This is a genomic window from Gordonia sp. CNJ-863, assembly GCF_001942325.1.
GTDB classification, from domain to species: Bacteria; Actinomycetota; Actinomycetes; order Mycobacteriales; family Mycobacteriaceae; genus Gordonia; species Gordonia alkanivorans.
In genome coordinates this window covers 475,838-499,033 of the sequence record NZ_MKKG01000011.1, presented here as the reverse complement: position 1 = coordinate 499,033, position 23,196 = coordinate 475,838, and the positions used below count along the sequence as shown (strand labels likewise).

The 23,196-nt window shown below is 67.8% G+C and carries 20 protein-coding genes and 2 pseudogenes; 2 read left to right on the top strand and 20 right to left on the bottom strand.

The genetic code is table 11. The features are described 5' to 3' along the window. Positions 1-633: 633 nt before the first annotated feature. Positions 634-1,491, top strand: a complete 858-nt coding sequence (gene mftM, locus BJF87_RS08170) for a mycofactocin oligosaccharide methyltransferase MftM (RefSeq protein ID WP_075862884.1) — start codon at positions 634-636, stop codon at positions 1,489-1,491. Positions 1,492-1,501: 10 nt separating this feature from the next. Here the strand turns inward: mftM and BJF87_RS08165 are convergent, their stop codons facing one another. The 7 genes and pseudogenes from BJF87_RS08165 to murA all read right to left on the bottom strand — a co-directional run bounded on the left by BJF87_RS08165 (position 1,502) and on the right by murA (position 10,265). Beyond that, on the bottom strand, positions 1,502-2,188 hold the full coding sequence (locus tag BJF87_RS08165) for a MadR family response regulator transcription factor (protein ID WP_006360537.1): 687 nt from the start codon (positions 2,186-2,188) through the stop codon (positions 1,502-1,504). Beyond that, positions 2,185-3,566: pseudogene (locus tag BJF87_RS08160) on the bottom strand (histidine kinase). The gene BJF87_RS08165 and the pseudogene BJF87_RS08160 overlap by 4 nt, the downstream one beginning before the upstream one ends. Continuing rightward, a complete protein-coding gene (locus BJF87_RS08155; protein ID WP_006360535.1) occupies positions 3,566-4,741 on the bottom strand; it encodes an iron-containing alcohol dehydrogenase in 1,176 nt (391 codons plus the stop codon). Before BJF87_RS08155 ends, BJF87_RS08160 begins: the two are co-directional and overlap by 1 nt. 70 nt (positions 4,742-4,811) lie before the next feature. Then, positions 4,812-6,356 (bottom strand): MadC family VWA domain-containing protein, encoded by a 1,545-nt coding sequence (locus BJF87_RS08150; protein WP_075862883.1) that lies wholly within the window; start codon positions 6,354-6,356, stop codon positions 4,812-4,814. Next, positions 6,353-7,456, bottom strand: coding sequence for a MadB family AAA-type ATPase (locus BJF87_RS08145; RefSeq protein WP_006360533.1), 1,104 nt, complete (start codon positions 7,454-7,456; stop codon positions 6,353-6,355). Before BJF87_RS08145 ends, BJF87_RS08150 begins: the two co-directional genes overlap by 4 nt. 129 nt (positions 7,457-7,585) lie before the next feature. Then, positions 7,586-8,856, bottom strand: a pseudogene (gene mdo, locus BJF87_RS08140) (NDMA-dependent methanol dehydrogenase). Between the two features lie 152 nt (positions 8,857-9,008). Next, entirely contained in the window at positions 9,009-10,265 is a 1,257-nt protein-coding gene (gene murA, locus BJF87_RS08135) for a UDP-N-acetylglucosamine 1-carboxyvinyltransferase (RefSeq protein WP_040004357.1), read from the bottom strand. A 56-nt stretch (positions 10,266-10,321) separates the two neighbouring features. Between murA and BJF87_RS08130 the strand changes: the two genes are divergently transcribed. Then, entirely contained in the window at positions 10,322-10,936 is a 615-nt protein-coding gene (locus tag BJF87_RS08130; protein ID WP_006360530.1) for a cob(I)yrinic acid a,c-diamide adenosyltransferase, read from the top strand. A 56-nt stretch (positions 10,937-10,992) separates the two neighbouring features. Here BJF87_RS08130 and BJF87_RS08125 read toward each other — a convergent pair whose 3' ends face one another. The 13 genes from BJF87_RS08125 to BJF87_RS08065 all read right to left on the bottom strand — a co-directional run bounded on the left by BJF87_RS08125 (position 10,993) and on the right by BJF87_RS08065 (position 23,191). Next, a complete protein-coding gene (locus BJF87_RS08125) occupies positions 10,993-11,481 on the bottom strand; it encodes a DUF2550 domain-containing protein (RefSeq protein WP_006360529.1) in 489 nt (162 codons plus the stop codon). Positions 11,482-11,683: 202 nt separating this feature from the next. After that, entirely contained in the window at positions 11,684-12,064 is a 381-nt protein-coding gene (locus BJF87_RS08120) for a F0F1 ATP synthase subunit epsilon (RefSeq protein WP_006360528.1), read from the bottom strand. Positions 12,065-12,073: 9 nt separating this feature from the next. Then, positions 12,074-13,522 carry a F0F1 ATP synthase subunit beta gene (atpD, locus tag BJF87_RS08115; RefSeq protein WP_006360527.1) on the bottom strand — a complete coding sequence of 483 codons (1,449 nt, stop codon included), beginning with the start codon at positions 13,520-13,522 and terminating at the stop codon, positions 12,074-12,076. Positions 13,523-13,589: 67 nt separating this feature from the next. Further along, positions 13,590-14,513 carry a F0F1 ATP synthase subunit gamma gene (locus BJF87_RS08110; RefSeq protein ID WP_005194832.1) on the bottom strand — a complete coding sequence of 308 codons (924 nt, stop codon included), beginning with the start codon at positions 14,511-14,513 and terminating at the stop codon, positions 13,590-13,592. Between the two features lie 45 nt (positions 14,514-14,558). Then, on the bottom strand, positions 14,559-16,187 hold the full coding sequence (gene atpA, locus BJF87_RS08105) for a F0F1 ATP synthase subunit alpha (protein ID WP_006360526.1): 1,629 nt from the start codon (positions 16,185-16,187) through the stop codon (positions 14,559-14,561). Positions 16,188-16,266: 79 nt separating this feature from the next. Further along, complete coding sequence (locus tag BJF87_RS08100) at positions 16,267-17,691, bottom strand: F0F1 ATP synthase subunit B/delta (RefSeq protein ID WP_006360525.1); 1,425 nt, start codon at positions 17,689-17,691, stop codon at positions 16,267-16,269. After that, positions 17,691-18,179, bottom strand: a complete 489-nt coding sequence (locus BJF87_RS08095) for a F0F1 ATP synthase subunit B (RefSeq protein ID WP_006360524.1) — start codon at positions 18,177-18,179, stop codon at positions 17,691-17,693. The genes BJF87_RS08100 and BJF87_RS08095 overlap by 1 nt, the downstream gene beginning before the upstream one ends. 47 nt (positions 18,180-18,226) lie before the next feature. Then, positions 18,227-18,478 (bottom strand): F0F1 ATP synthase subunit C, encoded by a 252-nt coding sequence (locus tag BJF87_RS08090; protein WP_006360523.1) that lies wholly within the window; start codon positions 18,476-18,478, stop codon positions 18,227-18,229. 134 nt (positions 18,479-18,612) lie between these two features. Further along, the gene (gene atpB, locus BJF87_RS08085; RefSeq protein WP_006360522.1) at positions 18,613-19,362 is read right to left on the bottom strand and encodes a F0F1 ATP synthase subunit A; all 750 of its coding nucleotides are present in this window, start codon (positions 19,360-19,362) and stop codon (positions 18,613-18,615) included. After that, a complete protein-coding gene (locus BJF87_RS08080) occupies positions 19,359-19,772 on the bottom strand; it encodes a hypothetical protein (protein ID WP_006360521.1) in 414 nt (137 codons plus the stop codon). Before BJF87_RS08080 ends, atpB begins: the two co-directional genes overlap by 4 nt. A gap of 283 nt (positions 19,773-20,055) precedes the next feature. Further along, positions 20,056-21,255, bottom strand: a complete 1,200-nt coding sequence (locus BJF87_RS08075) for a glycosyltransferase family 4 protein (protein ID WP_075862882.1) — start codon at positions 21,253-21,255, stop codon at positions 20,056-20,058. A 57-nt stretch (positions 21,256-21,312) separates the two neighbouring features. Further along, positions 21,313-22,536 carry a serine hydroxymethyltransferase gene (glyA, locus tag BJF87_RS08070; protein ID WP_075862897.1) on the bottom strand — a complete coding sequence of 408 codons (1,224 nt, stop codon included), beginning with the start codon at positions 22,534-22,536 and terminating at the stop codon, positions 21,313-21,315. 1 nt (position 22,537) lies between these two features. Then, positions 22,538-23,191 (bottom strand): L-threonylcarbamoyladenylate synthase, encoded by a 654-nt coding sequence (locus BJF87_RS08065; RefSeq protein ID WP_006360518.1) that lies wholly within the window; start codon positions 23,189-23,191, stop codon positions 22,538-22,540. Between the last annotated feature and the right edge of the window lie 5 nt (positions 23,192-23,196).

The following is a 23,196-nucleotide window of genomic DNA, read 5'->3' as shown; positions in this document are numbered from 1 at the left end:
CACCCAGACAAAGCCGAGCGCCACACAAAAAACAAACATCTACATCCATAAAGAATGCACGATGCCAAAATGGCATCAGACAATTCATCATCACACTATCGAGTTCTCAAAGAACACACACCCACCAAATACTCACCCCCACAAGGGCTTTCACCAGCGGACTTCGTTCTGACTTTCACCGCCACCCCGTCTCCGGGGCAACCCTTCCAGCCTACCAGAACCAAACTCCGTGCTGCAAACCCGAGGATTTGCGACTCACAGGGATCTGGCAACCCCGCACATCGTCTGCGAGACATCAGTCTCACAGTCGACGTTCGGGGGCGGTCTGCGCGAGGCCCGGTCTCCACTCCCCGTCTCGAGACCCTCTCAGGTCTCCCGGGGCGGCGCCGTGGCGCGCTGACTCGAAGAAAGTTACGCAACCGTCTCGCCTGGGTCAAATCGCCAGGTGGCGACCTGCCGGGTCGGACATCGCCGCAGGTCACGGTCCACAGAGGAGCGCCGAAACCGTCTGCCCTGCGTACATTTTCGACAAACCTGCCGGTGTGACGTGCGCCGCAGAACCATCCTTTCGGACAGGCGCCCGTCCCCGCTCGGTCAGTTATGCGCAGGTCAGGATGTTCCTACGGTCGATACATGACCACCATCGATCAGTCGACGACCGTCCGGGCTGCGCTTCTCGACTCATCTGACGTTCGCGACCGCGGGCCGCAGGTCCTTCGATCTGCGCTTGTCCCCAGGGGTTTCGCCCGCTGCGGCCTCCTGTCGTGGCGCCGGGTGGCCGGCATCCTCCAGATCGCGCATCCCTTCGACGAGGAGACGATCTCCGACTCTGTTGTCGTCGACGGGCTGGTGTCACTGGTCGACCCCGGTGTCCTGTCGGGACAAGAGCAGTTCGAATCCGCTGCGGTGGGCATCATCCGGACAACGGCGGGAACCTCCGCAGATGCGTGGTCGGCGTTCTACGACAACTCGCTCCGTGAACTCCGCTACGGCACTTCGGCGTTCGCACCGGTACACCGGCGGGCACACTCACTCCTCACCGGTTCGTCGGTGCTCGAGGTCGGTTCGTGCTTCGGATTCTTCGCGCTGGCCTGCGCGATGGACGGGTTCGACGTGTCGGCCTGCGACATCTCGCCCGGCGCGGTCTCTCTGCTCTCGTGCGCATCGCGGCGACTCGGACTGCCGGTCCACTCGGCCGTCGGCGACGCGACCGCTCTCCCCTACGACGACGACTCCGTGGACACGGTCTCGCTCATCCATCTTCTGGAGCATCTCGACGCCCCCGGCGTGGAGGCGGCGCTGTCGGAGGCCCTGCGGGTGGCGAGGCGACGCGTGATCGTGGCGGTCCCCTTCGAGGAGGAGCCCAGCCCACACTTCGGGCATCGTCTCCGGCTGACCGAGACGGACCTGCACATCTGGGCCGGCAGCGTCGCGCACTCCGGGGCCCACGTGTTCGTCGACCACGGCGGTTGGCTGATCCTCACCCCCTGAGGGCCGCCGGTCAGATGAGACCGCGCTTGCTGGCGATGTAGACCGCATCGGTGCGCTTGCTGACACCGAGCTTGCGGATGATGTTGCGGATGTGGAACTTCACGGTCGACTCGGAGATGTAGAGCGTCTCCCCGATCCGCTTGTTGGACATGCCATCCGCGAGCAACCGCAAGACCTCGCGCTCCCGGTCGCTGAGCGTCTCGGTGGTCTCCGCCTCCCCCGACACCGTTCGCAACACCACCGCGGCACTGCGCGGATCAAATGCGCTGCCACCGGTGGACACCGCCTGGATCGCGCGCACGAGTTCGGTGGTGTCGACGTCCTTGACCACGTACCCCCGGGCACCGGCGCGGACCGCGCGAACGACCAGGTCGTCGTCGAGGAACGTCGTGAGCACGAGTGCCGCGACCTCCGGGTGACGCTGGGAGATGTCCTTGATCAGGCGCAGCCCCTCGTACTCGGTGCCCGCGGACAGCTTGAGGTCCACGACCACGACGTCCGGGCGGCATGCGTTCACCTCGGCGAGCGCGGCGTCGTGCGAACCGGCCTCCCCGACCACCTCGACGACGTCCTCCCGCTCGAGGAGCGAGCGCATCCCTTCCCGGAGCAGGGCGTGATCGTCGACGAGCAGGGTCCGGATGGGCCTGACCTGCTTTCCCCTGCTCGTCGCATCCCCGGTCGTCTTGTCGGTGCTCACGAGAACTCCCTGGTCGTGTTTCCGGGATCGGATGCTGTTGCCGGCCCCGCAGCCGTCGGCAGGATCGCGGTCAGCCGGATGCCACCCGCTCGTGACCGGCGAATCCGGATCTCCCCGTCGAGCTCGGCCGCGCGCGAGGCCATGTTCGCCAGACCGCGATGACGTCCGGCGGCGAGGTCGCCGAGCGAGGCGGTCCGCAGGACGCGCCGGAGGTGGTCGGGGTCGCCGACCCCGTCGTCGTCGACCGACAGCGATACCTGGTCCGGCGCGTAGGTGAGCGTCACCGTGACCTCGGTGGCGCGCGCGTGGATCGCCGCGTTGAACAACGCTTCCCCCGCGATCCGGAGCAACGCATGCTGGACGTCGTCGGACAGTTCGCGGGAGCGGCCCCGGATGCGGACCGCGGTGGTGAGGTCCGGCGGCATGTGCATGGAGCACAGTTCGGTGAGGACCTCGTGGACGCTCGGTGACGGCACGCTCGCGGCGTTGTTGAGCGTGTAGATGAACGTCCGCAGCTGCTCGACCGCTTCTTTCGTGAGCCGGCCGGCCATCTGCAAGCGCTCGAGTGCGGCGCCGTCGACCAGGTCGCGACACAGCTCGATCTGCACGCCTGCGGACAGCACCGACTGGGTCACCGAATCGTGCAGCTCGCGGGCGATCCGTGACCGCTCCTCGTTGAGGACCGTGGCGCGCATCGCGGCGGACAGTTCACGTTGCGTGCGTTCGAGCTCGTCGTTCCGTTCGGCCAGTTCCGCTGCGTGGCGGTGTGTCTCGGAGAACAGTTCGGCGTTGAGCAGGGCGACGATCGCCTGACTGGCCAGAATCCGGAGGACAACGACGTCGGTCGGGTCGACGACCCGGCCGGACGGCGCCCACGCGGACAGGCCGCCGACGACGTTGCCGTCGAGCTCGACCGGCACGTGCACGTGGTCCTCGGACAGGATCGGACCGTGCAGCAGCGGTTCGTGGCCGCGCAGGATGTCGTTGAGCCGGTTGAGCACCTCGTCGGGCAGACCGTCGGGCGGCGAGGCCGTCGCCGATCCTTCGAAGGCGTAGAGCCGGCCGCTGCCCGAGCTGATCAGGTGGCGTGGCGCGGATCGCTCGAGCCGACCGTCGGCGAGGCCGAAGACCACCCACTCGGCGCCAGATGATCGCGCGCCGCCTCGACCACCGCGATCACCAGCGCCTCGGGTCCTTCGGCGGTGCGCACCAGCGCCCGCGAGATCCGTTCCAGCGCACCGACCACCCGACTCAGCCGGGCCTCGACCCCGCGGTATTGGGCGTAGTGGCTGCCCTTGACGCTGCGAAGGCCGACGAGGCTTTCGAGGTCGGATCGGGCGGGTTCCCGCTCGGGGTCGGGCCGCGCGGCGCCGGCCATCACAGGGCCGCCGCATACAGATCGCGGATCCCAGGCGCCTGTGGTCGGCGCGGGTTCGTGGTCATGCACGAGTCCGCGAGAGCGTGCGTGGTGAGACGGTCGAGATCTCCGGCCCGAACCCCCAACGGCTCCAACGACTCCGGCATCCCGACCCGGGACCCCAGTCGCGCGACGGCGTCCGCCAGGCGATCGGCGACCATGCGTGCGTTCCCGTCCGTGGGCAGTCCGATCGCCTCGGCGAGGTCGACGAAGCCGTCGGCGCACACCTCCGCGTTGTACCGGATGACGTGCGGCAACAGCACCGCGTTGATCGCTCCGTGGGGCGCATCGCAGTGCCCGCCGACCGGGTGGCTCATCGCATGGGTCGCGCCGAGGATCGCGTTGGTGAACGCCATCCCCGCCCGCAGCGACGCCAGCGACATCTCCTCGGCCGCGACCTTGTCGAGCGGATCGTCGACGAGTCGTTCGAGGTGCGTCCAGACGCCGCGGATGGATTCCAGCGCAAGCGAATCGGTCATGTGCCCGTGCGCGAGCGAGACGTACGCCTCGACACAGTGGGTCAGCACATCCATACCGACCTGTGCGGTGACCTCGGCCGGCACCGTGGTGAGCAGTTCCGGATCGCTCACCGACAGGTCGGGCACCAGCGACCGGCCGATGATGGTGACCTTGGTGCGGCGTTCCGCGTCGTTGATGATGCAGAACTGCGAGACGTCGGCGCCGCTGCCCGCGGTCGTCGGGACCGCGACGAGCGGGGGCAACGGCCGGTGGGCGCGATCGATCCCCTCGTACTCCAGGATGTGGCCGCCGTTGGAGGCGAGCACCGCGACCCCTTTGGCGGCGTCGATGACCGATCCGCCGCCGAGCGCCACGAGCCCGTCCGCGTCGTGCGAGTTGTACGCGAGGAACGCGGCGGTGACCTCACCGGCGCGCGGGTTGGGCGACACGTCGACGAAGGCGGTCGCGTGAAGTCCGGCGTCGGCCAGCCCCGACATCAGCCGTGCGTACCAGGGGGTGCCTTCCAGACCGCGGTCGCTCACCACCAGCGGACGGCGCATCCCGAGGCCCGACGTCGCGAGCGGTACCTCGCCGAATGCGCCCGGTCCGAGCACGATCTCGGGGGCGTGGAACTTGGCGACATGACCGGCGCTGCGTCGGCGCGTGCCACCCTGCATCCGTTGTCCTCCGATCACCGCGGGCCGATGATGTGGTTGTGCGCCACCGGCACATTCGACGCTACTCACGTCACCTCAGCGCTGCACCAAGTTCATCACAGCGCGCAAGCATCTCGGCGCCGTCCCGCACGCTGACCACGCCGCTGCAGTGTTCGGCGTAGTCGGCCATCGCGCAGCCCGTCTGGGACCAGTAGCGCGACGGTTCCGGGGTCACCCAGGCAAGGCGGTGCGCGCGTCGACCGATCTCGGCGACGAGGTCGGTGCGCGCGTCGAATCCGTTGCTGCGCGCGTCGCCGACGACGAGCACCGAGGTACGCGGCGTGACGAGGTCGCCGAACTCGCCCAGCAACCCGGCGAACATCTGTCCGTAGTCACTCGTCGCGGCCAGGTCGAGGCCGTCGGCGGCGAGCACCGCGGCCAGTGCGGCATCGGCGGACGCCGCCCGGAGCGCCGTGGTGACGCGTACGGGACGATCGACGAAGGCGACGACCTCGCAACGGTCGCCGAAACCGTGCAGGGTCTGGGCGAGCCGCAGGGTGAAACCGGTGACCGGCCGGACCGACAGCGAGACGTCGACCAGGACCAGGAGGCGCACCGGACCGCGCCGCGGACGCCGGCGCCACAGTTCGGCCGGCACCCCGTCGGTCGCCACCGCGGCGCGCATCGTGGCGCGGATGTCGAGGGTCCCGCGGTCACCGGGACGGATCACCCGACGCGGTGCACCGCGCATGCGCTGGACGAGCCGGTGGCACGCGCGGTCGATGTCGGCCTGCTCGGTGCGCACCGGTGCGGACTGACCGAGTGCGTCGCCCACGACGATCCCGGCCGCCTCGAGGCGTGCGGTGAACGCATCGACGAACGCCGCCAGCGCCCGCTCGAGTTCGACGCGGCGCGCGTCGTCGAGATCGGCGTTCCCGTCGGTGCCGTACGCGCTGCGCGGGTCGTAGGCGTCGAGCGCGGCCAGGATCGCGGCGGCGCCGGTCAGACCCAGCGGGGTGGACTCCACCCGGGCGGCGGCACCGACGAGTTCACCCACGGTCGCCGAATCGGCGGAGTCGATCTCGACGGTGTACGTCACTCCCCCGCTCACCGAACCGCTGTCCGGGTCGACGCCCAGTTGCTCGGCGCCCGCCGAGACGGTGAAGTCGTTCTCCTCGCGATGTGCACTCTCCCCGTGCCGCTCACCGGCGCCGGGATCAGGGGCCATCAGATCACCGATCTCCTCGGTGTGCTCGTCGGCGCCGATGCGGCGGGCCGCCCCTTCGAACTCCTCGTCCCAGACGACGTCGTCGGGCAGGTCCGCGGCGGCACCACGCGGCCGGGGCAGATCCGCCTCCCGACCTGGCCCGGACCCGGCGTCGAGGAAGAAGACATCGAAGGCGTGCTCGAAACCCTCTGTCTCGTAACCGTATTTGACCGAGACGCTGCGCAGGGACGCGCGCAGCACGTCGAGGTCGCCGGCCCCGACGATGGCCAGCGTCCGGCGGATCTCGATCACCTCCGCGGGCGACGCCGCGACCCCGGCACCGCGGAGCGCCTGCCCGAACAGGACCGCGAGCAGGTCGAGGATCTCGTCGCGGCGCACGTTCTCCTTCGGCGGCGTGAGCACGGTCATCGGCCCGCGTGTACCCCGGCGCTGCGTGCCCGCCCCGCACCGAACGCCCGCGCCGTGACCGAGCCCTGCGGCGTGGTGCCCCGGGCCTCCCCGACCTCCCCGGTCCTCGCCGCGGCGGTATCGGCGGCGGCCGGTGACAGCACACGACGGGCGAGGTCGAGGTCGGTGCCGAACTTGACCAGCAACGAGAGCAACGCGGCGTCGGCCGGAGCGGGTTCGGAACCGACCTGCGGGCGGTTTCCGGTGGTCTTGAGGTACGACGCCGCCCGCGCGGCGTCGATGACCTCGGCGATCGAGGGGCTCTTGCGCAGCGGCAGATCGCGGAGTCGGCGGGCGAGGTCCACGACCTCGCCGATGACTTCCTCCTCGATGTCGGGCGCGCGCACCGCCACGATGGCGCGCTCGGTCTCCGGGTCCGGATAGCCGACCTGGAAGTGCAGGCACCTGCGCTTGAGGGCCGGGGAGAGTTCCCGGGTGTCGTTGGAGGTCAGGATCACCCACGGCGACGACCGCGCGGTGAACGTGCCGAGTTCGGGGACCGACACCTGGCGTTCGGCGAGCACCTCGAGCATGACCGCCTCCATCGCCTCGTCCGTGCGATCGATCTCGTCGACGAGGAGCACGGTGGGGGTGGTCGAGGTGATCGCGGCCAGCAGCGGCCGGGCCACCAGGAAGTCCTCGGTGTACACGCCGACCTCCGTCCGCGCCAGGGCTGCCGATGCCGCCGAAAGGCTTGTCTCCGCGGCCAACTCGGCGCTGATGCGATCGCGCAGCATCTGCACGTGGAGCAGCTGGCGGGCGTAGTCCCACTCGTAGAGGGCGCGCGAGTCGTCGAGTCCCTCGTAGCACTGCAGACGGATGAGCTCGCGCCCCGAGGCCGCGGCCAGCGCCTTGGCGAGTTCGGTCTTGCCGACACCGGCCGGCCCCTCGAGGAGCAGCGGACGGTCGAGCAGTGTCGCCAGGTGCACGACGACCGCCAGCTCGGTTCCGATGAGGTATCCCTGCTCGCCCAGGGCGGCGGTCAGTTCCTCTGCGGAGGCGAAGCGAGCGGTCTCGTCGGCATCTGCAAGACGGGCCAGACCGGTGGAGGTGTGCGTCATCGGGTCGCCAGACCTTCCTTCGTCGGATCGATGGGGTGGGACGGAACCTCTTGCCCCGGGAGGGATCTCCCTTCCCGGGGCACGGCTCCGCCACGGGCGTCGTGGTGGCTCTCGACGCCCTGGGCGTGATCAGTAGCTGCCGGTGAAGGCGTGCGTGACCATGGGGATCAGCGATTCGACGGTGCTCTCGCGGGGGTTGCCCGGGGTGCACCAGTCGCCCATCATGTGCTCGGCGATGGCGCGGATCTGCTTCTCCGAGGTGTCGATGCCCTCGCCGCGACCCTCGTACTTGCCGGTGTTCATCCGGTTCTTGTCGTAGCTGTTGGTCGACAGCTGTCCGAAGTTGTCCGGGATGCCGAGGTCCTTCGACAGGCGGATGGCCTCCTCGACCGCGGCGTCGGCGGCCTGCACGGTGGTCATCTTGGAGGTGTCGACGCCGAGAAGTGCGGCGATCTCGGCGTAGCGCTCGAAGCGGGAGGGCAGGTTGTACTCCCACACGCGGGGCAGCGCGATGGCGTTGTTGAGGCCGTGGTGGCTGTCGTAGAAGGCGCTCACCGCATGGGACAGGCTGTGCACCAGGCCGAGACCGCCGGAGTTGAACGCCTGCGCCGAGATGTACTGCGCGTGCATCATTCCCGTGCGCGCCTCGAGGTTGCGCGGATCGTAGACCGCGGTCCGCAGGTGCTTGGCGATCAGTTCGATCGAGTACTTCGCGTTGCCGAGCGACGGCGCGAAGTCCAGCCGCGAGACGTACGGCTCACTGGCGTGGGCGAGGACGTCGAACCCGCAGAACGCGGTGAAATGCTCCGGGCAGGGGTAGTACAGCAGCGGGTCGTCCATCGCGAGGTCGACGAGACAGGTGTCGTCGAAAGCGACCCACTTGTGCGGGTTGTTCATGTCCGAGGTGTCGGTGATGACGTAGGCCCAGGAGGTCTCCGAGCCGGTGCCCGCGGTGGTCGAGACCGCGATGTGCTTCGGGTTCTCCTTGTTGGTGGCCTTCGAGAAGCCCTCGAACTCGTTGATGTTGCGGCCGTCGTGGGCGATCACCATGCGGGCGCCCTTGGCGGCGTCGTGGCTCGAACCACCGCCGACCGAGATGATGCCGTCGCACTTCTCCGACTGGTACAGCGCGGCGGCGTCCATGACGTTGTAGTCCTTGGGGTTGGACTCCACCTGGTCGTAGAGGACCACGTCGACGCCTGGTACTCGATCTTGCCGATCAGTTCCTCGATGATGCCGGAACCGCGGAGGCCGGTTGTCATCAGCAGGGCACGGGTCATACCCAGTTCCTTGGCCTCGACACCGAGCATGTCGTGCGCACCGACGCCCAGCTTCGCCTTCGGGAACGGGTGGAACTCCTTGATCGGGAAATCCCAGATCTGGTTCAGCTCAATGGCCATGGGGGTGAACTCCTTGTGACGGTTGGGTCTGTCACAACGAGAATGTCGCTCAGATCACAACGGCCACAAGGGGTCCTGACCCTTGGCGGACAGGGTCGGCCCATCGGGACGGGGGTACCACCTGTCCGATCGGACAGGTCGGCACCCACGGGTCAGTCGGAGACGCGCTCGATCTCGCCGCCGAGACTGCGGAGGATCTCGACGAAGTGCGGGTAGCCGCGGTCGATGTGTTCGACGTCGTGCACCTCGGTGACGCCGTCGGCAACGAGGCCGGCGAGCACCAGACCGGCGCCGGCGCGGATGTCCGAACACCAGACGGGCGCGCTCGAGAGCTTCTCGATTCCGCGGATGACCGCGTGGTGGCCGTCGGTGCGTGCGTCTGCCCCGAGGCGGACCATCTCCTCGACGAAGCGGAACCGGGCCTCGAAGACGTTCTCGGTGATGACGGACATGCCCTCGGAGATGGCGGCGAGGCCGATCGCCATCGGCTGCAGGTCGGTGGGGAAACCGGGGAACGGCAGCGTCGAGACGTTGACCGCGACCGGCCGGTTGTCGTGACGCACCCGGAAGCCGTCGTCGAAGGTGTCGACGCGGGCGCCGGTGTCGACGAGCTTGTTCAGCACGAGCTGCAGATGCTCGGGCTGCACACCCCGGACGGTCACGTCACCGCGCGTCATCGCGGCGGCGATCCCCCACGTGGCACCGACGATGCGGTCCCCCACCACCCGGTGGGTAGCGGGATGCAGGCGGTCGACGCCGTTCACGGTCAGCGTCGAGGTGCCTGCTCCCTCGATCTGCGCACCCATCTGCTGCAACATCACGCAGAGATCGACGATCTCCGGCTCGCGTGCGGCGTTGTCGATGGTCGTCTGGCCCTCGGCCAGGACCGCCGCCATCAGAATGTTCTCGGTGGCACCCACCGACGGGAACTCGAGCGCGATCGGCGCGCCGACGAGTGCGTCGGCCTCGGCCACCACGCAGCCGTGCTCGATCGAGCTGGTCGCGCCCAGCGCGCGCAGACCCGCCTGATGCATGTCCAGGGGCCGCGACCCGATCGCGTCGCCGCCCGGGAGGGCCACGACAGCCCGATGGCACCGGGCCATCAGCGGTCCGAGGACGCACACCGAGGCGCGGAACTGGCGGACGGCCGCGAAATCGGCATGGAACTTCGGTTCGGCCGGGGCCGTGATCGAGACGGTGTCGCCGTCCATCTCCACGACGGCACCCAGACCGCGCAGGACGTCGGCCATCAACGGCACGTCGGCGATCTCGGGCGCGTTGGTCAGCACCGTCGTCCCCTCGGCCAGCAACGCCGCCGCCATCAGCTTCAGCACGCTGTTCTTGGCGCCACCCACCGACACCTCACCGGACAGACGTGCCCCGCCCGTCACCAGAAACCGATCGCTCACGCATGCCACCTTATCCGCCGCCGTCCGGCGCTCATCGCACGCAGTACATTCAACGCATGGCCGTTCATCTGACGAGGATCTACACCCGCACCGGCGACGACGGTTCGACCGGTTTGAGTGACTTCTCGCGCGTTCCCAAGACCGATCCGCGTGTTGTCGCCTATGCCGACTGTGACGAAGCCAACGGCGCGATCGGCATGGCGTTGGCTCTCGGCGGTGACGTACCCGCCGACATCGCCGCGGTGTTGTCCACCGTGCAGAACGACCTGTTCGACGCCGGCGCCGACCTGTCCTCGCCGATCGTCGAGAACCCGGAGTACCCGCCGCTGCGGATCGCCCAGGAGTACATCGACGCCCTCGAGGGCTGGTGCGACGACTTCGGCTCCGAGCTTCCGCCGTTGGACTCGTTCATCCTGCCGGGCGGAACCCCGTTGGCGGCACTACTGCATCAGGCCCGCACGGTGACCCGTCGCGCGGAACGTTCGGCGTGGGCCGCGGTGGCCGCCTATCCGGACAACACGAGCGTCCTTCCGGCGAAGTACCTCAACCGCCTGTCCGACCTGCTGTTCATCCTGTCGCGGGTGGCCAACCGGGCTCCCGACGGCACCCTCGGTGACGTGAAGTGGGTTCCGGGCGGCAACCGGGAGCGTCCGGAGTCGTCCGACAGCTGAGAGGTCCGAGACCTGGTAGGCCCCGGAGACAGGACGATCCCGCCCGTCTGACGGACTCAGGCGCTCTTGCGCCGCTGTGACCGTGCAGACTGCCGGGACTCCAGCCAGGACTGGAACGCGGTGACCGCGCCCGGGCCCATGGCGAGCTCGTAACCGTCCTTGACCTTGCCGTCCGAGCCCGCACCATCGGAACCCTTGCCGATGGTGTGGGTCTTGCCGGTGGTCTGTACCTGCAGGATCACCATGCCGTCGAGGATCTCCATCTCGGTTCCCTCGGGGCGTCGCCGGCCCGCGATCTCGATGCCCTGACGGGCGAAGGTGACGTTGGGGCCCGGACGCAGTGAGGCCAGCCGGTAGTAGCGCAGCGAGTCGTCGCTGTAGTGCACCGTGCCGTGACGCCAGCCGTGATCTACCTCTGCGGGGATGGTGCGCAGCAGGATCGGGGTGCCGACGCGTCGGAGCTGGGCCAGACGCACCGCGAGCAGAACGCAGACGATGACGGCCACCGCCAGCAGCACACTGAGCAATACGACCAGCAGCGTCATCACCTACTCCTTTGTGCGGTCACCGCAAACGTCCGGTCCGCCGTCGGAGATCCTGATCGATCATCGACGGCATGACCCGACGAGCGGGACAAGGGCTGTGGATCCAGCATGCCAGATCACGCACATCGGGCGCGAAACGACCTCGGCCGGTCACCGGATGCATATCCGATGGCGCGAGGTGACCGTCGCGCGAGCGCGGGTGCTACTTCGAAAGCTGCTGTGCCGCAGTCAAACGCGCGTGAGCACGGTGGTACTCCGGGGAGTCCGGCTCAGCCTGCTCGAGTGCGGTCTTCTCCGCGTTGACGTCGACGTCGTCGGCCCAGTCGGCCGACTCCGCGAGCACTGTGACGGCCTCGCCGGTGACGGACAGGAATCCGCCCTCGACCGCGGCCGCGCGGCGATTGCCGTTCTCCTCGACGATCACCACGAAGCCACCCGGGACCAGCTGGCCCAGGAGCGGCTCGTGGTTGGCCAGGATGCCCAGCTCGCCGACCGTGGTCTGCGCGATCAGGAACGTGGCCTCGCCCGAGTACAGGCTCGAATCCGCGGAGACAACCTCCACGTGGAAGGACTTCTCAGCCATGGATTACCGCTACTTTCCGGCGATCTTGGCGGCGGCGGCCTCCACGTCGTCGAGTCCACCGCAGCTGTTGAACGCCTGCTCGGGCAGGTGGTCGAACTCGCCCTTGGCGACACGGTCGAATGCCTCGATGGTGTCCGCGAGCGGGACGACCGAGCCCTTCTGACCGGTGAACTTCTCGGCGACGAGGAAGTTCTGGCCGAGGAACTTCTGGATACGGCGAGCACGCTGCACCGTGACCTTGTCCTCTTCGGAGAGCTCGTCCATACCGAGGATGGCGATGATGTCCTGCAGCTCCTTGTACTTCTGCAGGATGCGCTTGACCTCGTTGGCGACGCGGAAGTGCTCGTCGCCCACGATCGAGGCCTCGAGGATTCGCGAGGTCGAGGTCAGCGGGTCCACGGCCGGGTAGATACCCAGCTGCGAGATCGGACGCGAGAGCTCGGTGGTCGCATCGAGGTGCGCGAAGGTGGTCGCCGGCGCCGGGTCGGTGTAGTCGTCGGCGGGGACGTAGATCGCCTGCAGCGAGGTGATCGAGCGGCCCTTGGTCGAGGTGATGCGCTCCTGGAGCTCGCCCATCTCGTCGGCCAGGGTCGGCTGGTAACCCACCGCGGACGGCATACGGCCGAGGAGGGTCGAGACCTCCGAGCCCGCCTGCGTGAAGCGGAAGATGTTGTCGATGAACAGCAGCACGTCCTGGTGCTTCACATCGCGGAAGTACTCCGCCATGGTCAGCGCCGACAGCGCCACGCGCATACGCGTGCCCGGCGGCTCGTCCATCTGACCGAACACCAAGGCGGTGTCCTGGAGAACGCCCATCTCCTCCATCTCGAGGTGGAGGTCGGTGCCCTCACGGGTGCGCTCGCCGACGCCGGCGAACACCGAGGTGCCGGAGAACTCACGCGCGATACGCGTGATCATCTCCTGGATGAGGACGGTCTTGCCGACGCCCGCACCACCGAACAGACCGATCTTGCCGCCCTTGACGTACGGGGTCAGCAGGTCGATGACCTTGATACCGGTCTCGAGGATCTCGGTCTTGCCCTCGAGCTCGTCGAAGGCCGGAGGCTTGCGGTGGATGCTCCACTGCTCGCCATCACGACCCAGGCCGGGGCTGTCGAGGCAGTCGCCGAGGGCGTTGAAAACGTGGCCCTTCACGACGTCGCCGACCGGCACGACGATCGACTTGCCGGTGTCGGAGACGGGCGCACCGCGGACCAGGCCGTCGGTGGGCTGCATCGAGATGGTGCGCACCAGGTTGTCGCCGAGGTGCTGCGCGACCTCGAGGGTCAGGGTCTTGGCAACCGAGGAGAGGGTGACCTCGGCGTGCAGGGCGTTGAACAGCTCAGGGATCGAGCCGCGGGGGAACTCGACGTCGACCACGGGGCCGATGATGCGGACGACCCGCCCGTCGGCGGAACCCGCCGACTGCGCGGAGGGGTTTTCTACTGCTGCGGTCATGGTGCTTGGGTCACTTCCTCTTGATCGAAGTATTGGTTCTCGTCGTCAGGACTCGGGGGCGCGGTGGCTAGGTGGCCAGTGCGCTCGAACCACCGACGATCTCGCTGATTTCCTGGGTGATCTGGGCCTGGCGGAGCTGGTTGGCCTCACGCGACAGCGTCTTGGCCAGTTCCTCGGCGTTGTCGGTCGCCGCCTTCATGGCGGTACGGCGAGCAGCCGACTCCGACGCGGCCGAATCCAGCAGTGCCGCGTACACCCGCGTTGCCACGTACTTCGGCAGCAGCGCGTCGAGCAGCGCATCCGCACCCGGCTCGAACGTGTAGTTCCGGGACGGGGTGTCGTCGGACGGATCGTCGTCCTCGGACACGACCAGCGGCGCCACCCGGCGAACCTCCGGCACCTGCGACAGCATCGACTGGAACCGGGTGTAGACCAGGTGCAGTTCGTCGACGCCCTCGAGGACGCCGTCGCCACCCGGACGCTCGACCTCGGTGCCCGAGCCGGCCACGAACAGATCCACCAGGAACTGCGTCGCGGTGCTGGCGTCGGAGTACTTCGGGGCCTCCGAGAAGCCGGTCCACGAATCCGAGACGGTCAGGCCGCGGAAGTTGAAGAACCCCACACCCTTTCGACCCATCACGAAGAGCACGGCTTCCTTGCCCTCCTCGCGCAGCAGCGCGATGAGCTCACGGGTCGCCTTGAGCACGTTGGCGTTGTAACCACCGCACATACCGCGATCGCTGGTGACCACCAGGATCGCCGCACGCTTGGGATTCTCACGCTCGTTCAGCAGCGGGTTGTCCAGGTAGCCCGAGTTGCTCGCGAGCTCGGAGAGCACCGTCGTCATCTCTTCCGAGTACGGCTTCGCCGCCGCGACGCGACCCTGGGCCTTCGTGATACGCGAGGTCGCGATCAGCTCCTGAGCCTTGGTGATCTTCTTGGTCGACTGGACCGACCGGATGCGTGAGCGCAGCTCACGAATGCTGGCCATGAGCCCTCACCCCTTCCTTATCGCAATGTCCGTTGACGTCTGAGATCACTTGCGGATCTTGATCTCTTCGTTCTCGACGTTCTCGGCATCCATTGCCTGCGCCTCGGCCTCGTTGACCACGCGACGGCCGTCGTGGGTGAGGTAGCCGTTCTTGAACTTGTTGGTCTCGGCGACGAGGGCCTCGGCCTGGTCGTCGGCGAGCGCCTTGCCGCCGGCGATCGAGTCGTAGACACCCTTCGCGTTGTGGTGCAGGTGGCTCAGCAGCTGGGTCTCGAAGTTGCGCACGTCGTCGACCGGCACCGAGTCGTAGTGACCCTCACCGCAGAGGTAGATCGAGACGATCTGGTCCTCGACCGAGAAGGGGCTGTACTGGTCCTGCTTGAGCATCTCGACCCAGCGGGCACCGCGCTCGAGCTGCGCCTTCGACGCATCGTCGAGGTCGGAGGCGAAGGCCGAGAAGGCCTCCAGCTCGCGGAACTGGGCCAGCTCCAGACGCAGCGAACCCGAGACCTTCTTGAGGCCCTTGGTCTGTGCGGCACCACCGACGCGCGACACCGAGGTACCGACGTTGATGGCGGGGCGGACACCCTTGTTGAACAGGTCCGACTCCAGGAAGACCTGGCCGTCGGTGATCGAGATGACGTTGGTCGGGATGAACGCAGAGACGTCGTTCGCCTTGGTCTCGATGATCGGCAGACCGGTCATCGAGCCGCCGCCGAGCTCGTCGGAGAGCTTCGCACAACGCTCCAGGAGGCGCGAGTGCAAGTAGAAGACGTCACCCGGGTATGCCTCGCGGCCCGGCGGGCGGCGCAGCAGCAGCGAGATGGCGCGGTAAGCCTCGGCCTGCTTGGTCAGGTCGTCGAACACGATGAGGACGTGCTTGCCCTGGTACATCCAGTGCTGGCCGATGGCCGAACCGGTGTACGGGGCGAGCCACTTGAAGCCGGCCGAGTCCGAGGCCGGGGCCGCCACGATGGTGGTGTACTCCATCGCGCCGGCCTCTTCGAGAGCGGACTTGACGCCGGCGATGGTCGAACCCTTCTGGCCGATCGCGACGTAGATGCAGCGGACCTGCTTGGTGGGGTCGCCGGTCTCCCAGTTGGCCTTCTGGTTCAGGATGGCGTCGATGCAGACGGCGGTCTTGCCGGTCTTGCGGTCGCCGATGACGAGCTGACGCTGTCCGCGGCCGATGGCGGTCATGGCGTCGATGGCCTTGATGCCGGTGGCGAGGGACTCCTCGACGGGCTGGCGCTCGAGCACCGAGGCGGCCTGCAGCTCCAGGACGCGCTGCTCTTCGGCCTCGATGTCGCCCTGTCCGTCGATCGGGGCGCCGAGGGGATCGACCACGCGGCCGAGGAAGGCGTCGCCGACGGGCACGGAGAGCACGTTGCCGGTACGGCTGACCTGCTGGCCTTCTTCCAGGGACTCGTAGTCACCCAGGATGACGGCGCCGATCTCGTCCTCGTCGAGGTTCAGCGCGACGCCGAGGACGCCGCCGGGGAACTCGAGGAGCTCGTTGGCCATTGCGCTGGGCAGTCCGCTGACGTGAGCGATACCGTCCGACGTATCGGTGATCATACCGACCTCGTCACGCGACGCTTCGGCTTCGAACGACGAGACGTACTGCTCGATCGCTCCCTTAATCTCGTCTGGTGAGATCGTCAACTCCGCCATGGGTTCTCGTCTTTCCTTGATTAGCTCTGAGGCTTTAGGGCTCGGGCTTGGGTGTTCGGGTGGTCAGGGTCGAGCTGCGTCAGCGCGGCAGCGTCTCGGCTGCCTTCGCGAGGCGCGTGGCGACATCGGCGTCGATGACCTCGTCGCCGACGCTGATCCGCAGGCCGCCCAGCAGTTCGGGCTGGACCTCGGTCTGCACCGAGATGGTGCGGCCGTAGATCCCGCCGAGGACGGTCGCGAGGCGCTCGACCTGTGCGTCGGCCAGTTCGGAGGCCGACACGACGTGGGCGACCGATTCGCCGCGTCGGGCGGCGGCCAGCTCGGCGAGCTGATCGACGGCGACATCGGCGGCCTGACCGTTCAGCAGGCGGACGGTCGAGGACAGCAGCGTCCAGGTGTGGCCGCTGACCTTCTCCCCCACCAGCTTCTGCAGGAGGTCGACGCGCTTGTCGGCGTCCTTGCCGTGATCGGAGAGCAGCGACGCGAGCTGCGGGTTGGCCTCCAGGATCCGGCTGACCCGGAACAGCTCGTCCTCGACCTGCTCGATGACCCCGTCACGCTCGGCGGCGGTGAGCACGATCAGCGAGTTCTGGCGACGCAGGGCGGTGATGAAGTCGCCCGACGACGACCAGCGCTGAGTCGAGGCGGTTGCGAGAACCTCCACGACCACCGCGGCCACCTTGCCGTCGAACAGGGTGTGCACCAGCGAGTTCTTGCCGGCGGCGTTCTCGTCGTCCTCGACCAGTCGCTTGCGCAGCACCGGGTTCTCGCCGAGGAGGTTGATGGCCGCGGTCAGATCACCCGACGCCGCGGCGAGCGCCGCACCGTCGAGATCGCTCGCAGCCGAGTCGAACTTGTCCGACACCGCGAGAGCGGCGTCGCGGCTGGCGGCACGCATGGCGTGCAGACCGACGAGCTTGGCGCTCGACGGAACCGCCGACGACGATCCGGAGGACATCTCCTCGAGCTCGTCGATGACCCGGTCGACACTCGCGGCCTGGGCCGAGTCGTCGGCGAGGTGGTTGCGCACGAGTTCGCCGGCCTTGTCGACCGCGGCGAGACCGAGGTCGGTACGAAGCTGACGAACCAGGTTCGCCCGCACCAGCGCGACCTGGTTGCGGCCGTGCTCGGAGATGCGCTTGACCTCGTGATCGGCCTGGGCGCGGATGTCGGAGGTGATCGCCTCGGCATCGGCCGCGGCGTCCTTCTTCAGCTGCTCGGCCTCGGCCTTGGCCTCGGTCACGGCCTTCTCACGAGCCTTCTTGCCTTCGGCGACCCGCTTCTTGGCGGCTTCGGCCTCGGCGAGTTGGGTGCGCACCGTCTCCTGCCGATCACGCATCATCTTCTGCACCGGCGGGCGGACGTACTTCCACAGCAGGAAGATGATGACCGCGAAGCCGAAGAGCTGAGCGATGAAGATCGCAGGGTCGAAAGCAGCACCGATGTCGTGGAGCCAGGTACCGATGGGGCCCTGGTCGGATTCGGTCTCAGTGTTGGCAGCCATCAGTTCACCGCTCCGCTCGTCGATCGGGTGTCGGAAAGAGTGGCCGAGTCGACACCGAGCACACGCGCCGCGAGGGTCTTGGCGAGTGTGTCCACATCAGCTGCAGCCGTCGATGCCGCCTGCTCACCCTGAGCCGCCAGCTCGGAGCTGGTCGACTGCAGGGCAGCGTCGGCCTCGGCGGTCGCTCGCTGCTTCATCTCGTTCAGCTGTTCACGGCCCTCGGCGCGAGCTTCGTCGCGCTTGGCGGTGGCCTCACCGCGCGCTTCCTTGAGGAGCGAACGGAACTGCACGTCCGCATCCTCGAATTCGGCGGCGGCAGTCCGATTGTCCTCCGCGGTGCGGTGGATCATCTCGTCCCGCTCCTCGAGGACCTGCTGAATCGGCGGAACCACGAACTTGCGGATGACCAGCAGCAAAATCACGAAGATGAGCAGGACAACGAAGAACGTTCCATTCGGAAGCAGGAAGTTCTCTGCAGCAAGCGTCATTGTGGTGAGGTGTCGTTTCTACTCGGCGACAAAAGGGAGAGCGGTGATCAGCCGGCGCTGATCGGGGTGGCGAACACGAAGAGCGCCATGAAGGCCAGGTTGATGAAGTAAGCGGCCTCAACCAGACCAACGGTGATGAAGAACGGGGTGAACAGACGACCCTGAGCCTCCGGCTGGCGAGCGATACCGGCGATGAGCTGGCTACCGGCCAGGCCGTTACCGATACCGGCACCAACGGCGCCACCGGCCATGATCAGGCCGCCACCGATGAGTGCGCCGAGGCCAATGTAAGGATCCATTGTGATATTTCCCTTTCGGTTGCTGACAACTGGTGTGTCAGGTCTGTGGCTGCGACGACAGGCGCCGACGCAGGTCGGTCATGTGCGGTTGTGGTCGCGGCGTTCTCACCCCGCGAGGTGCCCTGCTCGGGCGGTCAGTGATCCTCGGTCTCCATCGACTGCGAGAAGTAGAGGATCGTCAGCAGCGCGAAGATGAACGCCTGGATCAGGCCGACGAACAGCTCGAAGGACTTCCAGATCGCGTTGGGCGCCCACATGATGTACGGCGGGAACAGTGCGATCAGGGCGACCATCATGCTGCCGGCGAACACGTTGCCGAAGAGTCGCAGCGAGAGCGAGATCGGCTTGGTGAACTCCTCGATCACGTTGATCGGTGCGAGGAAGGTGACGTGACCCTTCAGGATGCGCTTGGGGTGGCCCAGCAGACCACGCTGCTTGAAGCCGGCCGCCTGGTACCAGATGAAGACGAAGACCGCGAGCGCGTAGGCGAAGTTCACGTCCGCGGCGGGCGGCTTGAGGATCTCGTGGTGACCGACCTGCACCGGCAGGATCGACAGCCAGTTCGAGATCAGGATGAAGGTGAACAGGGATACGGCCAGCGGCAGGACGTACGGGGCGACCTTCATGCCGATGGCGCTCTCGACCTGGCTGCGCATCTGGACGGTGACGGTCTCCCAGAAGAGCTGCACACCCGACGGCACGCCCGTCGAGGTGACCTTGGACTTCAGGTAGAACGCCAGCGCGAGCATGATCGCCGCCGCGAGCGCCGTGGCGATGATGGTCTCCAGGTTGAAGGTCAACCCGAAGAGCTCGAACTTGGTGTAATGACCCACCTGGATGGATGATTCTCCATCCTCTGCGGCTAGGTAGAGGGCGGTCGTCATGGTTGGCTACGAAGTCCTTTCATCACCGGAATGACCGTGTTCAGCACCAAGACCACCTGGCCGATGGCGAGTCCGAACATCGCGCCCAACCCGTCGGGTTGGACCAGAAACGCCGCCAGCAGAGCGAGCACCGTGATGGCACCGAGTCGCATGGCGGAGTTGAGAGCAAGTGCGGTTTTGCGGGGGTTCAACTCGGCGGTGACCGTGTCGACGGCACGCTTGACGAGCAGTGCGTTGACCAGGATTCCCGCGACTCCGAGCAGGAAGAACACTGCGAAGAGGGGATGACCGACGAGGATCGAGACCACCGCGACCACGAGCGTCACGCCTCCGGCGATAAGGGCCGGACGACGCAGACCGGTGGGCGCCTGCGGATAGACGGGGGCTGAATCAGGGGCAGAAGTCTCCATGTCCCTCTCCTCAGCTCGTTGAATCCATACCGACGGCACGGGGCACCCGCGTGCGTGCAGCAGCCAGTGGCCGCCAGGCAACAGCTCGCGTTTGGTGTGACCCTACCAACACCACCCCGAAGGTCTTACCGGGGGGTATGAGTCGCGGCTCGCGGGAACCGCCGGCGATCACCGTCGGCGCCCGGGCCACAACTACTACGGCCGATAGTACACGAGCTTTACCGTGCCCTTACCAAGGGTGCGCTCGGTCGGAACCGGACATTACCGGAAGCCCACCTGGACCTCACCGGAACGCTTTCGTAGAAGTCCTGAGCTCGGCGAACCGGCGCTGCAACCGGGGCGCCATCGTGACCAGCAGGGCGACCACCAGTCCCCCGCCGAACATGGGCGCGACCACCGACAGCGGGAACAGGGTGCTCGCCGCGGCGGAGAAGGCCAGGACCCCGACCCAGAGGTAGATGATCAGAGCGACGCGGCGCTGGGAATGCCCGAGTTCGAGCAGACGGTGGTGCAGGTGCATCTTGTCCGGGGTGTAGAAGCCGACTCCGGCACGGGTCCGGCGGATCACCGCGAGCAGCATGTCGAGCATCGGGATGAAGACCACGGCCGCCACGAGGATCAGCGGTGACAGCAGGGTGAAGATGTCGGCCGGGCCGTAGGCGTTGACCGCGATACGACCCGACGCACTCGTCGAGGCGGCTGCCAGCATGAGCCCGATCAGCATCGCCCCGGAGTCGCCCATGAAGATCCGGGCCGGCGAGAAGTTGTGCGGCAGGAAGCCGAGACAGGCCCCGGCGAGTGCGACGGCGATGAGCGCCGGCGGGTAGTAGCTGACGTCGCCGCCCTGATCGCGGAGCAGGCCGAGCGAGAACATGCAGATCGCGGCCGCGGCGATGAGTCCTAGACCGGCGGCGAGACCGTCGAGGCCGTCGACGAAGTTGATCGCGTTGATGGTCGCCACCGTGACGGCCACGGTGAGGAGGCCCGCCTGAAGCGGATCCAGCACGATGGTCCCGATGTCGGCGAACGGCACCGGCACCTGGATCCAGGAGATGCCGAGGAGAACGAGCACCCCGGCGGCGGTCAGCTGCCCGACGAACTTCGTCAGCGCGTCGAGGCCCCACCGGTCGTCGACGACACCGACCAGGACGATCACCGTGCCCGCGGTGATCACCGCGGTCATGTCGGTGGTGTAGGCGAATCCCCGGTTGAGTGCGGGCAGGTTGGCGGCGAGCGCGATGCCGGCCACCACCCCGCCGAACATGCCGAGACCGCCGAGTCGCGGGGTCGGGATCACGTGGACGTCGCGCACGCGCGGTACGGCGACCGCGCCGGCCTTGATCGCGAACACGCGCACCGCCGAGGTCAGCAGATACGTCATCGCGGCAGCGGTCAGACCGACGAGCAGCAACTCGCGCAGCGGGACACCGGCCCCTCCCCCGTCGGTCGCGGCCGCGAGCACCACCGGGGCGGCGTCGATCATCGGCTCACCACTCCCACCGTGGAGATCGCTGGGGACGTATCGGACACCCGGACAACGCTACCCGCATGCGAGGCTGCTGATCTCACGGTGGATCCGATCGTGCGTCGCGAGATCGTCGGTCGACATCGCGGCCAGCATCGCGTCGGCGACCGCCGGGATCATGTCCACGGTCAGGCCCCGGGAGGTGGCCGCCGGGGTACCGATCCGGATGCCCGAGCCCTCGGCGACGGGACGGTCGTCGAAGGGCAGGACGGCTTTGTCGACCACGATCCCCGATCGGTTGAGACGATCCTGCGCCTCGGACCCGGAGATGCCGAGCGCGGCCACGTCGACCACCGCGAGATGGATGTCCGTGCCCCCGGAGACCACGCGCAGCCCGCGGGCGGTCAACGCGTCGGCGAGGTCGGTCGCGATGCGCGCGGTCGCCCGCACGTAGTCGGCGAACTCCTCGGTACCGGCGTCGTGGAAGGTGACGGCCTTCGCGGCGATCGCGTGCATGGACGGACCGCCCTGGATGAACGGGTGGACCGCCTTGCGCAACGCGTCTGCATGTTCGGTGCGCGCCAGGATGATGCCGCCGCGGGGCCCGCGGAAGACCTTGTTGGTGGAGAAGGTGACGACGTCGGCGTGCGGCACCGGCGACGGGAGGAGCCCGGCGGCGACGTGTCCGGCGAGATGCGCGGCGTCGACCAGGAGGATGCACTCGGCCTCGTCTGCTATCTCGCGGAGCAGCGGGTAGTCGAAGGAGCGCGAATACGACGTGGCGCCCGCGACCAGCATCCGCGGCCGGTGCACCAGGGCGAGTTCCCGTACCTGGTCGTAGTCGACGAGCTCATCGTCGCGGCGCACCTCGTAGTGCAGTGGTGAGAACCAGCGCCCGGAGAAGTTGGCGCGCGAACCGTGGGTCTGGTGCCCGCCGTGTTCGAGCCGCAGCGCGAGCACGGGGTCGCCCGGTTGGGCGAACGCGGCATGGACGGCGAGATTCGCCGCACTCCCCGACAGCGGCTGGACGTCGACGTGACCCGCGCCGAAGAGGTCCCGCGCCCGGCCGATCGCGAGCTCCTCGAGCTCGTCGACGACCTCGCACCCACCGTGATAGCGGGACCCGGGGCGCCCCTCGGCGTACTTCGAGTCGAAGGTCGAGGCCATCGCGGCCCGCACCCCGGAAGTCGGTTCGGTCTCGCTCGCGAGCAGCTGGAGCCACGTCCGCCGGCGGGTCGACTCCCGCTCGATCAGCGCGTCGATCTGCGGGTCACCCGTCGAACCGATGCCCGGCGGCATCTCACCCACGCAGTGAGTCGGGGTCGACGTCGAGGACCTCGGCGACGGCCTCGATCGTGATGGCACCCTCACGCAGGACCCGCGGCTGCGCGCCCGATACGTCGACGATCGTCGACGCCTGGGCGACCGGCGCGGGCCCGCCGTCGAGGTAGACCGAGATCTCGTCGCCGAGTTGTTCACGGGCCTCGTCGACCGTGGTGGCGGGCGGACGCCCCGAGACGTTCGCGCTCGACACCGCCATCGGCCCGACCTCGCGCAAGAGCTCGATGGCGACCGGGTGCAGCGGCATGCGCAGCATGACCGTGCCGTCGGTGTCACCGAGATCCCAGGCGAGCGAAGGTGCCTGGCGGACAACGAGACTCAGTCCGCCGGGCCAGAACGCCTCGATGAGGTCACGGGCGGCCTGCGGGACGGACAGCACGAGTCCGTCGATGGAATGCCAGGAGCCGACGAGAACCGGCACCGGCATGTCCCGGCCCCGATGCTTGGCCGCGAGCAGCGAGCCGACGGCGTCGGAATCGAAGGCGTCGCAACCGACTCCGTAGAGCGTGTCGGTGGGGATCACCACCAGGCGTCCCGCCTTCGCCGCCCCGACGGCCGCGCGAATGCCCGCCGAACGGCTCTGCGGATCGTTGCAGTCGAAAACAATGCTCACCGGTC